Origin of the sequence: Acinetobacter faecalis (assembly GCF_034187745.1) — a bacterium.
GTDB lineage: Bacteria > Pseudomonadota > Gammaproteobacteria > Pseudomonadales > Moraxellaceae > Acinetobacter > Acinetobacter faecalis.
This window is the reverse complement of the sequence record NZ_JAXHPF010000007.1, coordinates 74776-88910: the sequence shown is the minus strand read 5'-3', so window position 1 is coordinate 88910 and position 14135 is coordinate 74776. Positions and strand designations below refer to the sequence as shown.

The 14135-nt window shown below is 35.1% G+C and carries 12 protein-coding genes; 5 read left to right on the top strand and 7 right to left on the bottom strand.

Features of this window, described 5'->3' with window-relative positions; translation table 11 throughout:
• The first annotated feature begins 87 nt into the window (after nucleotides 1-87).
• Entirely contained in the window at nucleotides 88-2250 is a 2163-nt protein-coding gene (locus SKM54_RS09210; protein ID WP_321095211.1) for a malate synthase G, read from the top strand.
• A gap of 124 nt (nucleotides 2251-2374) precedes the next feature.
• Here the strand turns inward: SKM54_RS09210 and SKM54_RS09205 are convergent, their stop codons facing one another.
• Nucleotides 2375-2839, bottom strand: coding sequence for a MarR family winged helix-turn-helix transcriptional regulator (locus SKM54_RS09205; RefSeq protein WP_154772821.1), 465 nt, complete (start codon nucleotides 2837-2839; stop codon nucleotides 2375-2377).
• A gap of 414 nt (nucleotides 2840-3253) precedes the next feature.
• Here SKM54_RS09205 and SKM54_RS09200 point away from each other — a divergent pair, with 414 nt between their 5' ends.
• Nucleotides 3254-4777, top strand: coding sequence for a TerC family protein (locus SKM54_RS09200; RefSeq protein WP_154772822.1), 1524 nt, complete (start codon nucleotides 3254-3256; stop codon nucleotides 4775-4777).
• Nucleotides 4778-4846: 69 nt separating this feature from the next.
• Here SKM54_RS09200 and SKM54_RS09195 read toward each other — a convergent pair whose 3' ends face one another.
• The 3 genes from SKM54_RS09195 to brnQ all read right to left on the bottom strand — a co-directional run bounded on the left by SKM54_RS09195 (nucleotide 4847) and on the right by brnQ (nucleotide 7818).
• Entirely contained in the window at nucleotides 4847-5719 is an 873-nt protein-coding gene (locus SKM54_RS09195; protein WP_321095210.1) for an alpha/beta hydrolase family protein, read from the bottom strand.
• A 188-nt stretch (nucleotides 5720-5907) separates the two neighbouring features.
• The gene (locus SKM54_RS09190) at nucleotides 5908-6147 is read right to left on the bottom strand and encodes a hypothetical protein (RefSeq protein WP_321095209.1); all 240 of its coding nucleotides are present in this window, start codon (nucleotides 6145-6147) and stop codon (nucleotides 5908-5910) included.
• A gap of 378 nt (nucleotides 6148-6525) precedes the next feature.
• Entirely contained in the window at nucleotides 6526-7818 is a 1293-nt protein-coding gene (brnQ, locus tag SKM54_RS09185; protein WP_321088261.1) for a branched-chain amino acid transport system II carrier protein, read from the bottom strand.
• Nucleotides 7819-8161: 343 nt separating this feature from the next.
• On the opposite strand from brnQ, the gene map reads away from it, so the two are divergent.
• Entirely contained in the window at nucleotides 8162-8956 is a 795-nt protein-coding gene (gene map, locus SKM54_RS09180; RefSeq protein ID WP_321095208.1) for a type I methionyl aminopeptidase, read from the top strand.
• Between the two features lie 87 nt (nucleotides 8957-9043).
• Here map and SKM54_RS09175 read toward each other — a convergent pair whose 3' ends face one another.
• Entirely contained in the window at nucleotides 9044-9943 is a 900-nt protein-coding gene (locus SKM54_RS09175) for a LysR substrate-binding domain-containing protein (RefSeq protein WP_321088260.1), read from the bottom strand.
• A 225-nt stretch (nucleotides 9944-10168) separates the two neighbouring features.
• Here SKM54_RS09175 and SKM54_RS09170 point away from each other — a divergent pair, with 225 nt between their 5' ends.
• Both SKM54_RS09170 and SKM54_RS09165 read left to right on the top strand, forming a co-directional pair.
• The gene (locus SKM54_RS09170) at nucleotides 10169-10777 is read left to right on the top strand and encodes a carbonic anhydrase (RefSeq protein WP_321088259.1); all 609 of its coding nucleotides are present in this window, start codon (nucleotides 10169-10171) and stop codon (nucleotides 10775-10777) included.
• Between the two features lie 56 nt (nucleotides 10778-10833).
• Nucleotides 10834-11163, top strand: a complete 330-nt coding sequence (locus SKM54_RS09165) for a hypothetical protein (protein ID WP_321088258.1) — start codon at nucleotides 10834-10836, stop codon at nucleotides 11161-11163.
• 76 nt (nucleotides 11164-11239) lie between these two features.
• Here the strand turns inward: SKM54_RS09165 and glnG are convergent, their stop codons facing one another.
• Together glnG and glnL are read right to left on the bottom strand one after the other, a co-directional pair.
• Entirely contained in the window at nucleotides 11240-12721 is a 1482-nt protein-coding gene (glnG, locus tag SKM54_RS09160) for a nitrogen regulation protein NR(I) (RefSeq protein ID WP_321095207.1), read from the bottom strand.
• Nucleotides 12708-13817, bottom strand: coding sequence for a nitrogen regulation protein NR(II) (gene glnL / locus SKM54_RS09155; protein ID WP_154772931.1), 1110 nt, complete (start codon nucleotides 13815-13817; stop codon nucleotides 12708-12710). The genes glnG and glnL overlap by 14 nt, the downstream gene beginning before the upstream one ends.
• Nucleotides 13818-14135: the final 318 nt, after the last annotated feature.

The following is a 14135-nucleotide window of genomic DNA, read 5'->3' as shown; positions in this document are numbered from 1 at the left end:
TTTCGCGATGTGATAATGCTATTCACTAAAGTATAAATGGGTATACTAGAAACTCTTGTATAAAAAGTAGCAATATCAGGAAAGACAATGACTGCACGTATTCAAAAAGGCAAGTTAGCAATTGCTAAAGAACTCTACGATTTTATCGAAAATGAAGCATTACCAGGTTCTGGTTTAAACAGTGAAACTTACTGGAAAAACTTTGAACAAGTTGTCGTTGATCTAAGTCCTAAAAATAAAGCATTGCTTGCAAAGCGCGATGACATTCAAGCTAAAATTGATGAATGGCACCGTAATAACAAATTTGAATTAGGAGCTTACAAAGCTTTCTTAACTGAAATTGGCTACTTATTACCAGAAGTAGAAGATTTTCAAATTACAACTGAAAATGTAGATGAAGAAATTGCAGTTTTAGCAGGTTCACAACTTGTTGTACCTGTGCGTAATGCACGCTACTGCTTAAATGCAGCAAATGCACGTTGGGGTTCTTTATACGATGCACTTTACGGTTTTGACGTAATTCCAGAAGATGGTGGTGCGGAAAAAGGTAAAGGCTATAACCCTGTTCGTGGCGAGAAAGTTATCGCTTTCGCTAAAAACTTCTTAAATGAAACTTTCCCATTAGCAACTGGCTCACATGCAGATGTGACTCAATATGCTGTTGATGGTAAAAAATTAGCTGTATCGTTAAAAGATGGCTCAACAACAACTTTAGCAAATGAAGCTCAGTTTGTTGGCTTTAATGGTGATGCATCTGCACCAAAAGAAATTATTCTATTGAATAATGGTTTGCATGTAATTGTTGAAGTTGATGCAACAAGCCCAATTGGTCAAGCAGATGCTGCTGGCGTAAAAGATCTTGTTCTTGAAGCTGCGGTAACAACAATTCAAGATTTAGAAGATTCTATTGCAGCTGTCGATGCGGAAGAGAAAGTAGAAGGCTACCGTAACTGGTTAGGCTTAATGAAAGGTACTTTGTCTGAATCTATTGAAAAGAACGGCAAAACAGTTACACGTACACTAAATAAAGATCGTACTTATACAGATTTAAGCGGTGGTGTAACGAAGCTTCATGGTCGCTCATTAATGCTTCTTCGTAATGTTGGTCATTTAATGACAAACCCTGCGATTCTTGTAGATGGTGCTGAAATCTACGAAGGTATTATGGATGCGTTAATTACTCCATTATTAACTTTTGCAGATATTAAAGGCGAAAACGAAAATAGAAACTCACGTAAAGGTTCTATGTATATCGTTAAGCCAAAAATGCATGGTCCAGAAGAAGTTGCGTTCGCGGTTGAATTATTCGAGCGTTCAGAGCAAGCACTTGGTTTACCTGCTAAAACATTAAAAATCGGTATTATGGATGAAGAGCGTCGTACATCTGTAAACTTGAAAAACTGTATTGCTGCTGCAAAAGATCGTACGATCTTTATTAATACAGGTTTTATGGATCGTACAGGTGATGAAATTCATACCTTTATGGAAGCGGGTCCATTTGTTCGTAAGACAGAAGTTAAAGCTCAAACTTGGTTCCCAGCTTACGAAAATCGTAACGTAATGATTGGTCTTCAGGCTGGTTTAAGTGGTAAAGCACAAATTGGTAAAGGCATGTGGCCAAAACCAGATATGCTTTTAGATATGTACAATACTAAAATTGAACATCCTGAAGCGGGTGCAAGCTGTGCATGGGTTCCATCACCATCTGGTGCTGTAATTCACGCAATTCACTACCATCAATGTAATGTTTCTGAACGTCAAAAAGAATTGCTAGAAACAGAAGCACTTTCTTTAGATGATTTGTTAACGCCACCATTGGCTACCAATACAAACTGGACTGCGGAAGAAAAAACAAAAGAACTTGAAAACAATCTTCAAGGTATTTTAGGTTATGTGGTTCGCTGGGTAGATTTAGGCGTAGGTTGTTCTAAAGTTCTAGACATCAACAACGTTGGTTTAATGGAAGACCGTGCAACTTTACGTATTTCTTCACAGCATGTAGCAAACTGGTTGCGTCACGGTGTGGTTACGAAAGAGCAGGTTGAAGAAGTAATGCAACGTATGGCTAAAATTGTGGATGAGCAAAATGCGAATGATCCACTATATACACCAATGGCGCCAAACTTTAATGGTTATGCCTACCAAGCTGCGTATGATTTAGTGTTTGAGGGCGGGGAGCAACCATCTGGTTACACAGAGCCACTTTTACATGCAGCGCGTTTAAAGTTAAAAGGTTACACAGGTGATTAATTTCATTTGATAGATAAAAAAGCCTCGTAAGAGGCTTTTTTATGTTCGAGATATACTAAAGTCAAGTTTTAGAAATTATTTGAAATTAAGGAGATTTAATTAACAATTGTAATTAATTTTAAAATTAGCGAGATAAGTTTTTAAAAATATGGCGTAAACATTCCATCATCTTTTCAATTTGTAGTGGTGTTAATCCATCAAATGATTGCTCTAAAACAACAGATGTTAAGTCGTTAATTTTATCGGTCATTTCAATCCCTTTTTCTGTAAGAATTACACGGGTGATACGAGCATCATCTTCACATGAATAAGTATGTACTAAACCTTCATCTTTTAAACGATAAACAATTTTAGTTGTTGTCGACATTTTAGATACAACCATATCTGAAAGATCAGAAACACTTGCATTAGGATTAGATTTTAAAGCCATTAGAATACGACGACGTGAGTTATCTAAACCATACTTTTTTAATGCATGATCCACTTGATTTACTTGTTTAGAGTAAACCTGTGCGATCCAATAATATGGAAATTGTTCTATTGTAAAATCTTCTGATGATGGTAAAAATTTTGAATATTTTTTGCTCATGATGTTGCCTTTATATTTGAATTGTTTTGTAGTTTTTAATATCTGAACATTTAATATTTTATGTGAAATTGCTCACCTTTTGCAATAGTTTATTAAAATATATAATTAACAAATAACCTTATATATTAGTGTGTTGAATTTAATGCATGTTTTCGCTGAAAAAAAATATATTTTAATTTGTGGTGAAAGTGTTATTTTTTACTTTCTTTATTACTAAACATTTAATCATAAGGTTAGTTCTTATCTCTTAAAGTATCAATGATTTACAAAATATTAAAAAAAATAAATTACAAATATCAAACTTTATGCATAATAGAGTTAATTATCGTTGAAAAGGTTTAAAAACATGGATCCCTCGCAGTGCGCAGGTCTTAATATGCAATTTCCAGCTAACCATACCGGAGTAATTTGCTAATGGAGTTTCTATTAGATCCGGGAATTTGGGTTGGTTTAATAACTCTAATAATTTTGGAAATCGTTCTTGGTATTGATAATTTAGTTTTTATTGCTATTTTGGCAGAAAAACTTCCACCAGAACAACGTGATAAAGCGCGTATTATTGGTCTTTCTTTAGCGTTAATTATGCGCTTGGGACTTCTTTCTGTTATTGCATGGCTCGTTACCTTAACAAAACCAATTGTGGAATTTGCAGACTTGTCCTTTTCAGGGCGAGATTTAATTTTGTTGTTTGGTGGATTGTTCTTAGTGTACAAAGCTGTCACAGAATTACATGAAAAAATTGAAGGTAAACTAGAAGTTAAATCAACGTCAGAAGTGGTTTACGCTGGTTTTGGTATGGTTGTTGCGCAGATTGTTGTGCTAGATGCTGTATTCTCACTCGATTCTGTAATTACTGCTATTGGTATGGTTGATAACATCTATGTAATGATGGCAGCTGTTACAATTGCGGTTATCGTGATGTTAATTGCATCTAAGCCGCTTACATTATTTGTAAATAGACATCCTACAGTTGTTATTCTTTGTTTAAGCTTCCTTTTACTTATTGGTATTAGCTTAATTGCTGAAGGTTTTGGTTTCCATATTCCTAAAGGATACATTTACTCAGGTATTGGTGTTGCTATTTTAATTGAAGCATTCAACCAATTCTCTAAGCGAAATGTTGTTAAGCATGAGTCTAAAATCCCACTGCGTCATCGTACAGCAGATTCAATTTTAAAATTGATGGGTGGACAAGTTGCAACTCAAGATGCTGATGGTCAGGTAAGTGAAGCGAAAGATACTTTTGCAGACGAAGAGCGTTACATGATTGGTGGTGTATTAACACTTGCTGAGCGTTCTGTTGCTTCTATTATGACGCCAAGAAGTCAAATTTCTTGGGTGAATTTAGATGATAGTCCAGAAGAAATTCGTGAAAAAATTCTATCTGTGCCACATAGCTTATTCCCAGTTTGTCGCGGTAGTTTAGATAAGGTTCTCAGTGTTGTTCGTGCGAAAGAATTGCTAGATGTTGTGGATGATCAAGAGCAGTTAAAAGACTTGATTAAACGTCATCGTCCAATCTACATTTTTGAAAAAATGAAAGTGATTGATGCAATTAATACTTTACGTACATCAAAAGGTTCATTGGTTCTTGTAAGTGATGAGTTTGGTGTTGTACAAGGTTTAGTATCTCCACTTGATGTTTTTGAAGCGATTGCGGGTGAATTCCCAGATGCCGATGAACAACTTGATTTAGTGAAGTTGGATGATACGACTTGGAAGGCAAGTGGTATGCTAGATGTTTACCAACTTGAACTTGAGTTGGGAATGTTGGATCTTGTTGAAGAAGATGCGGGCTACATTAGTGTTGCTGGCTTAATTCTTGAAAAGGTTGACGGTGAAGTTGAGGTAGGTACAGAGTTGAAATACCAAGGTATTCACTTTGAAGTTACTGAAATGGATTCGAATCGAATTAAGACCGTGATTATTCGTCACTAATAAGAAATTGAAAAAAAGCCTCACATAAGTGGGGCTTTTTTGTATGTAAAAGATAAGAAAAAAGTTTACTTATTCATTTATGTTTAGCTCATTTTCAATAATTGACCATAAATTTTGATGTGATCTTTTAAACATGAGCATGTGACCAATCGCTTTATGATTATATGTTTGAGGATTGAGTCTAACTAAATTGGTTTGGCTGTTTGGGTATAGGCGAAGCAGATCCTTAACATTTTCTTCAGTTGCAATTTCATCATCTGATGCCCAAATTGCTGTAATGGGTGTTGTGATTTTTTCATGAAAATTATCTGTAATATTGACTGAGTTTCCAATCGCATTAAGAATATATCCAGGTTTGCTACAAAATTGTGCCCATTGTTTTGCAACATCTCTAGGTAAGTTTTCACCCATGCCAATCATATTGGTTGGGCCATAACCAAGTGTAAATCTTGCTAAAGGAAAAATGCCTTTAAACATAATAGGTGCAAGAATTTTTGTACGTCCTTTTAAGCCTTTTATATGTCCTGTAGAGCCTGCCACAGCAACAACTTTGGCAACTTTTTCATAGTTTGGCGTAATACCCAAAAGTTGCCCGCCCGCACTATGTCCTAAAATAATAACTTTGCTCGATTTGGTTTTAGCTAAAAGTGTTTCAATTGCAGCAGGAATATCTAATTGTCCCCATTGCACAATACTTGCTTTTGAATCTTGAATTCGACCGTGAAGAGAATCTCCAATACCTCTAAAGTCAAAACTAAGCACGTTATAGCCTTGTTCGCTTAACCATTGTGCAAAGGAATGATAAAAGCCTTTTGTGATACCTGTAGCAGGGCAAATAAGAATAGGGTATTTGTGATTTGTGTTTTTTTGGGAAGAGTAAAACTGTCCCGATAAAATATAACGATCTTTGCATTCTATTTGAATATTTTCACATGTGCTCATAAGAAGTCATCATTGAATGTTATGAATTATAAGTAATGTACAGAAATTCTATAAAGATATTCAGTGATATTTTTGACCACGAGGTCAATAATTAGATTTTTTTAAAATTAAAAGAGATATGATTTTTTATGTTGAGTGAGTTCTTATTTTTATTCTGACTTTGAAGATGGATGTCTAGCATCCACCTTCTAGTCTAAAGTTTTATATTTTTCAGTTTTACGGCATTGGTGATCGACAAGATTCCAAATTGCAAAAGCAATTGACATAACAAAAGCATAAACAAAGAGTTCTGGTTTTAGGTTACCTTGAATAAAACCATAAATAGTGAGCATAATCATAATAGCTAAAGTTGTGCTTACATAAGTCACTATATGCTTGGTTTTCATAGTATTAGTGAAAACTTCTTTATTGAAGTGTAGCGATAACATCTCTATCCCTCCTTCGGGTTTTAATTAATTCATAGTATTCTAATTGGTTATTTAGTTATTAGTTGTACGCTGTATTTCAAGCTATTTCAATGGTTGATCGTGCTATTTAAACAATAAATATCTATTAAATTGTAAAATGACAATAAAAACTCACTTTTTATTCAATAAGTACACATAATCAACTATATATTTATAAATCTAAGCTTAAAATTTAGCCATATCTATTAGATTAAAGTATTGGTTTTTGGCTTTAATGGATGATTTGGATTGTGATCTATAAACAATAAATGCCTGTTTGGGTAAAACGAGACAATTATTGGTTACATGAAAAATAGTCTTTGGGTAAAACACCATTTTTAGAACAAGAGTTAAAATTGCTTATTTTTTAACTTTGTCGATCACAATACAAATAACCAATACACATAACGATGGAATAAGCCATGCTAGGTTTTGTGCGCTTAAAGGTAAATGTGTAATAGCGTCAGGAAGGAATTTTTCTAATCCGGCAACTTTTAAACCATCAACAATACCGAAAACTAAAGCTACTGCTGTTACTGGTGTAATTACGCGTGATGGATTGTTGAAGAACTTCCAACAGAATCCAAGAAGAATAACCACAATAGCAGGTGGATAAATTGCACTTAATACAGGTACAGAGAAAGCAATTAATTTTGTTAAACCAAGGTTTGAAATAACAAAAGAGAAGCCAACTAAAAGGAATACCCATTTTTTGTAGCTAAGTTTGGTAATTTGTGAGAAGTATTCAGCACAAGCACAGGTAAGGCCAATTGCAGTTACCATACATGCAATAAAGATCATGCCACTTAGGAAAATTGAACCAAAGTCACCAAATGCGTGTTGTACATAAGCATGTAAAATTACCGCACCATTGGCAGCATTCGCAGCAACATCGTGACTACCTAAACCTAGTTTAAATAAGCTTAAATAAACTAATGTTAAGCCAATACCAGAAATTAAGCTGGCAATAACAGCGTAGCGAGTAGTTAGTTTTGCATCAGTTACACCACGTGAACGGATTGCATTAATAATCACAATACCAAACACTAATGCGCCCAAAGTATCCATGGTTAAATAACCATTTACAAAACCTTCCGAAACTGGGCTATTTACATAGTTACCAATTGCAGGAGAAATGCTACCTGTTGGAATAAAGCATGCAGCAATACCTAAAATAGCTAAAGATAAGATTTTTAATGGTGATAAAAAATAACCAATCGTATCTAAAATTTTATTTGGATATAGCGAAACAAGCGTTACGAGTGAAAAATAAATTGCACTGTAAATTAGTAGGCTTGAAGCGCTTGTACCAAAATAAGAAGAGAAGCCAATTTCATATGAAACTGTTGCAGTACGTGGTGTAGCAAATAAGGGTCCAACAGCAAGATAACAAGAAATTGTCAGAATTAAACTTGCTACTTTACCAAGCGGTGAGCTTAGTTTTTGAATTGAGCCTTCTACACGAGATAAAGCAATAATTGTAATAACAGGTAAGCCAACAGCAGTGATTAAGAAACCAAAAGCAGCTAACCAAACGTGTTCACCAGCTTGTTGAGCCACAATAGGTGGAAAGATAATATTGCCTGCACCGATAAATAGTGCAAAAGTCATAAAACCTAAAGCAATAATATCCCGTGTACGTAAATTCGTCATGGAAGAGATAGGTTTTTAAGAAAAATGGCGATTTTAGAGCAATAAAGTCTTATTTTCTAATCGAAAAATGACGGTATATGGGTATTTTAAATATGTGAAATTTAAAATTAAACTATAAATAAAAAATCATTCAATTTATAGTTATGATTTTAAAGTATTAATTAAGTATATTTAAATAAAATATGAGAAAATATTATAAATGAGCATGATTTAAATTTTTTGTAAAAATTGGTTAAGTGTTCAAAAAAGCAACCTTGATAGGTATTTGTAAAATGGAGCGAACCCTTACATGCTTATTTAAAAGGTTTATAATAAATATTTATATAATTTGGGGCATAAAGAAATGCGAGCTTCCGCTGTTAAAATTAAAACTGAGCAAGATATAGAAAAGTTACGTATTTCTGGAAGACTTGCTGCACAAGTTTTAGCGATGATAGGGGAATACGTAAAGCCTGGTGTCACAACTGAATATTTAGATGATATTTGTAATGATTTTATTGTAAACACCTTACAAGTTACTCCTGCAAACGTGGGCTATTATGGTTATACAAAAACGACTTGTATTTCTGTGAACGAAGTTGTTTGTCACGGTATTCCATCTTCAACAAAAGTTTTACAAGATGGTGATATTATTAATATTGATGTTGCTATTATTAAAGATGGCTACTTTGGCGATACCAGTCGTATGTATTATGTGGGTGGTGTTTCGCCTGCGGCTAAAAAATTATGTGACACCACTTATGAAGCAATGGTTGCAGGTATTCATGCGGTTAAACCTGGTGCAACTTTAGGTGATATTGGATTTGCAATTCAATCTGTTGCGCATAGAGACGGTTATACGGTTGTGCGTGAGTATTGCGGGCATGGCATTGGCACAACGTATCATGAACAGCCAAGTGTTCTACATTATGGAAAAGTAGGTCAGGGCATGGTGCTTAAAAAAGGAATGGTCTTTACTATTGAGCCAATGATTAATGCGGGTAAAGCAGGAATTAAAGAGCTTAAAGATGGTTGGACGGTTGTGACCAAAGATAAATCATTGTCTGCTCAATGGGAGCATATGGTTGCTGTGACTGAGACAGGTTTTGAGTTATTGACGCCATGGCCTGAAGGTGTGGGTTCGTATCCTGAAATTTAAAAAATAAAATTATAATAGTAAAGTAAAAAAGCCCATAATATTTATGGGCTTTTTTACTTTTTAGATTCTTAAGTTAGCTTGAATGATTCAGTGTTTACTTAATTGTTCAACTAAATAATCAATGAATACACGAACAGCAGGTAGCAAGCCACGCTTAGAAGGATAAACTGCATGGAAAATACCATGTTGAGCTTTCCAGTCTGGCAATACACGAACAAGTTTCCCGCTTTGTAGATAGTCAGTTGCAATTGTATCTGGTAATAATGCAACGCCACAATTTTGACTAGTGAGCTGTGCAAGCATGAGCAAGTCTGAACCCATAATGGTTGGGTTTACTTTAATTTTTTTTTGTTCGTTTTGGTTGTTATGAACGGTAATGTATTGATCTATATGCTCATCAGCCATGCTTAAAATTTGATGTTGTGCTAAATCCTCAGGTGTTTTTAGTTCACCGTATTGATTTAAATAAGCTTGGGTTGCAAATAAATGTTGTTCAATATTGGCGAAGCGACGCAGTACTAAACTAGGATCATCATCTAAACTTGAGCGCACGCGTAAAGCAATATCAAATCCTTCATTTACAATATCTACTCTGCGGTTTGTCACCATCATTTGTAGTTTAATTTCAGGATACTTTTTGAGAAAATTTGGCAGTATTTTTGCCATCTCATTTTGAGCGATAGTGACAGGAACACTAATTTTAATAACACCACGTGGTTGAGTGCTTAAATGGTCAACTAAGTCGTGTGCTGCTTGTGCTGCATTAAGCATGACTTGAGCATGGCGATAAATGTTCATGCCAATGTCAGTAACAGCAAAATGCCTCGAACTTCGTTGAATAAGACGAACACCTAAACGCTCTTCAAGATTATAAACCCTGCGACTTAGTTTAGATTTTGGGATATCTGTTGCTCTTTCAGCAGCGCTAAATCCACCGTGTTCTACAACCATGGCAAAGCAAAAAAAATCATCTAAATCTGTGAGCATTTTTAATATTCTCTTTATGCAACAATAAGCCTATTAAATTTTTATTGTTCTATAAAGTCAATTTTAAATTAGTAAATTCATTAAATTTCTAGTGATTTATGAATAAGCTAAATGTAATAAAACTGAAAAATTATGTTTTAAATTAGTGTGTTTTAAATGGATTTATTTGTTGCATGATTTATAACTCATTAATATGCGCTATCTCCTTTATTTGTGATACTTAAGATGCAATACACAGCAGATCAAACACTAGCAATTTTAATGGAAGGTAACCGAAAGTTTAGTTCGGGAACTATTGCTGTGCAAAGCTTTCAAGATGCTCAGCAGATTATGCAAGCTGATCAAAAGCCAATTGCTGTAATTTTAAGTTGTGCAGATTCACGTGTGTTGCCCGAGCAAATTTTTTCACAAGGTATTGGTGATATTTTTGTGATTCGCGTGGCGGGGAATATTGCTAAGCCTTCGCAAATTGGCAGTATTGAATATGCTGTTAAGCAGTATGATATTCCACTTGTGGTTGTATTGGGGCACAGTGATTGTGGTGCAATCGCATCAACGATTAATGCATGTCGTGATCCGAATAAAGTTTTACCTGAAAATTTACAGCAAATTGTTGATGATATTAAACCGACTGTTATTGAGGTTTATGAAAATAATAAAACAGCAGCATTAGATGAAATTTCAACTTTAGCAATTAAAGAAAATGCTGTGAATATTGTGAGTGAATTATGTGAAGATTCTTCATTTTTAAAGCAACGTGTTGATAGCGGAGATTTAAAAATTGTGGCAGCGAAATTTAATATGGAAAGTGCTGTTGTGGAATTCTTTGATTAAGTTTTTATGTTTATTCTTTTATAATATTGCATATATTAATTTCTGCTGTGACGAAAATGGCTTATCAACTTATTCAAACCGATATTACTGCAACAGGTAATATTGTATGTCCACATTGTCAGCACGCTGTAGTTGATTGGTCTGAAGAGCAATATGTTCAGCCGTGTGAACATGTATTGTTTATTGCGATGGATTTAGGCTTTGAATATATTTCGGATGAGTTTGAGCAAAGTATGTCACGTAGTGTTGATGAAATTCATGCACATGATGATCAGCTTAATATGTTTGAAGAATTAACTGAAACAAGCTATCCAAATTATGTGATCTATCAAAGTGATTTGGGTGCTCAAAACCTTTCTCGATATGTTGGTTTTATTCAGGCTTAAGTTGTAGTCATGCTGTATTAAAAGAATGTAATAAAAAAGCTCCATAAAGGAGCTTTTTTATTTTTAGACTTTGTAGTTAATTGGGTGTTTCAACTTCTTCTTCAACTTCATCATCTACAGTATCCATGCCCAATTCTTTTAGCTTGCGTGTAAGTGTATTTCGCCCCCAACCTAAAAGTTCAGCGGCATGGCGTTTACGACCACGTGTTTGTTGTAGAGCGGCATTAATCAGTGAGCGTTCAAACATTGGAATCGCAATGTCTAAAATCTTCATTTCACCATTTTGAAGTTTTTGTCCTGCCCATTGACCAAGTAATTCATCCCAATGATGAATGGTGATGCGTTCAATATTTGGAGGAATTTCACCTTCAGGTATTTTGCTTAATGGAATTTGTTTAAGTTCAGAAGGTAAGTCTTCAGGATAAACTTCACGACCTGTAATCATGACAGTTAACCAACGACAGGTATTTTCAAGTTGTCGAACGTTACCCGGCCAAGGTAGTTTTTGAATATATTCTTGCGTTTCTTGACGTAAGATTTTCGGGCTTACACCAAGTTCTTTGCCTGCGCGAGCAAGAAAATGTTGTGCAAGCATTGGAATATCTTCACTACGATGTGCAAGTTTTGGAATGTGAATGCGAATCACATTTAGGCGGTGATATAAGTCTTCACGGAAACGTCCATCATGCACTAATTTTTCTAAGTCTTGGTGTGTTGCTGCAACAATTCGAACATCAACTTTAACAGGAATATGTCCACCTACACGGTAGAACTCACCATCTGCTAAAACACGAAGTAAACGTGTTTGCGTTTCAAATGGCATATCACCAATTTCATCTAAAAATAGTGTGCCGCCATTGGCTTGTTCAAAGCGACCTTGACGTTGTGTATTCGCGCCTGTAAATGCACCTTTTTCATGTCCAAATAACTCAGTTTCAATGAGGTCTTTTGGAATAGCCGCCATGTTTAAAGCAATAAATGGCTTGCTACTACGTGGAGAGTGGCGATGAAGCGCATGTGCAACAAGCTCTTTACCTGTTCCAGATTCACCATTAATTAAAACCGTAATGTGAGACTGAGATAAACGACCAATCGCTCGGAAAACTTCCTGCATTGCAGGAGATTCACCAATAATTTCAGTGGACTGAATAGGTGGAGCTGTTTTTGCAGATTCTTGTTGCTGTAATTTAGTAATATGCAAAATTGCACGATTGACTAAAGCCAAAGCTTCATCAATATCAAAAGGTTTTGGAAGATATTCAAAAGCACCCGTTTGATAGCTTGAAACAGCAGACTCTAAATCTGAATGCGCCGTCATAATAATGACAGGAAGGTCGGGGAAGTTTGCTTTTACTTTTCCTAAGAAAGTAAGACCGTCAATACCCGGCATACGTATGTCAGTTAAAATGACATCAGGTGCTTCTAATGTGAGTTGATCTAAAGCCGATTGAGCTTCTTCGAAACTGGTAACATCGAAACCTTCTTCTCTAAATGTTTTTTCTAGTACCCAGCGCATGGCGCGATCGTCATCAATTACCCATATTTTATTTCGCGACATGATTCGACTCCCAAGGTAAATATAAGCTAAAAATTGTTTTTCCAGGAACTGATTGGCATTCAATCATTCCGTTATGTTGGTGCATTATGTTTTGCGCAATACTTAAACCAAGACCTGTACCTTTAGCACGTCCTGTAACTAATGGATAAAACACAGATTCTAAAATATCTTCAGGTACACCAGGCCCGTTATCTTCAATGTCAATACGAACAGCAGATCTGTTTAATACGCTGTTGATCGTAACTAAGCGTTGAATTCTTGTTCTAAAAATAAGTTCAGGCTGATGATCGACAAAGAACTCTTTATTTTCTGTGATTGCTTGTACCGCATTTGCGCCAATATTCAGCATGACCTGAATCAGTTGATCTCGATCTGCAAATACTTCAGGTAATGAAAGGTCGTAATCACGTGTAATTTTAATTTTCTTTTTGGTTTGATTGGCAATAAGCGAGCGAACACGTTCTAAAGGCTCATGTACATTTGTAAGTTCATAACTTGGTAAGAGGCGCGAACCTAACATGCTGTCTGCAAGTGTACGTAAACGATCAACTTCATTAATAATAATGTCAGTAAATTCTGCGTATTGCGGATCGTTTAAACTGCGCGCCAATAATTGAGTTGCACCGCGAATTCCTGCAAGCGGATTTTTAATTTCATGTGCAACACCACGTATAAGCTGACGCGCCACTTGATGTTGCTGAATTAGGTTTTCTTCTTTTGAAATTTTTAACATTCGATCAATTGGATTTAACTCAATTAAAAGTAAAGGATGATAACTTTTTGCATAATTTAATTGAGATACAGAATAATCGACATGGATGTCTTTGAAATTCACACTAATTGTTGCTTCACGACGTGTATAAGGTTGCCCTGTACGCATTGAGTTATTTAAAGCTTCTTCTGTATTAAACTCATCGCTAGGAACATGTAATAAATTGAGAACAGGCTGACCCACAGCACGCAATAAACTAATATCAAACAAAGCTTCGCAAGATGAATTGAGATAAAAAATATTAAGATTACTGTCGACAAGTAGAATGGCTGTTGCCAAGTTGTCTACCAACAAACGATAGTCGATCGTTGAGTCTTGATCCATTTGTTATAAAATCCTATTTGAATAACGCATAAGCATCTTCGTAAAGCAATAATTTTGAATAAAGAACATAAGTTGAGCCAAATGATTGCAACATCTGCGCCAACTTATTCAAAAAGGGCATAATTTGTTGCTATAAAAGCAAAATTGCCCTGAAATTGTTCTAATCTAAAGAGATATAGCGGATAGAGAAACTAATGTAAATAGTGGTTGCACAATTATGGTGCATGTGTCGTTATATGCTTATTTTTATGGCTGTATTTTGGTGCGACATGTAAAGAGTAGGCTTTATAACTATTTTTCTCTTTAGAAAAGACATAC

Excerpts from the sequence above, each read along its gene's own strand:
- SKM54_RS09210 (WP_321095211.1), top strand. The coding sequence starts at position 88 with ATGACTGCACGTATTCAAAAAGGCAAGTTAGCAATTGCTAAAGAACTC.
- SKM54_RS09205 (WP_154772821.1), bottom strand. The coding sequence starts at position 2,839 with ATGAGCAAAAAATATTCAAAATTTTTACCATCATCAGAAGATTTTACA.
- SKM54_RS09200 (WP_154772822.1), top strand. The coding sequence starts at position 3,254 with ATGGAGTTTCTATTAGATCCGGGAATTTGGGTTGGTTTAATAACTCTA.
- SKM54_RS09195 (WP_321095210.1), bottom strand. The coding sequence starts at position 5,719 with ATGAGCACATGTGAAAATATTCAAATAGAATGCAAAGATCGTTATATT.
- SKM54_RS09190 (WP_321095209.1), bottom strand. The coding sequence starts at position 6,147 with ATGTTATCGCTACACTTCAATAAAGAAGTTTTCACTAATACTATGAAA.
- brnQ (WP_321088261.1), bottom strand. The coding sequence starts at position 7,818 with ATGACGAATTTACGTACACGGGATATTATTGCTTTAGGTTTTATGACT.
- map (WP_321095208.1), top strand. The coding sequence starts at position 8,162 with ATGCGAGCTTCCGCTGTTAAAATTAAAACTGAGCAAGATATAGAAAAG.
- SKM54_RS09175 (WP_321088260.1), bottom strand. The coding sequence starts at position 9,943 with ATGCTCACAGATTTAGATGATTTTTTTTGCTTTGCCATGGTTGTAGAA.
- SKM54_RS09170 (WP_321088259.1), top strand. The coding sequence starts at position 10,169 with ATGCAATACACAGCAGATCAAACACTAGCAATTTTAATGGAAGGTAAC.
- SKM54_RS09165 (WP_321088258.1), top strand. The coding sequence starts at position 10,834 with ATGGCTTATCAACTTATTCAAACCGATATTACTGCAACAGGTAATATT.
- glnG (WP_321095207.1), bottom strand. The coding sequence starts at position 12,721 with ATGTCGCGAAATAAAATATGGGTAATTGATGACGATCGCGCCATGCGC.
- glnL (WP_154772931.1), bottom strand. The coding sequence starts at position 13,817 with ATGGATCAAGACTCAACGATCGACTATCGTTTGTTGGTAGACAACTTG.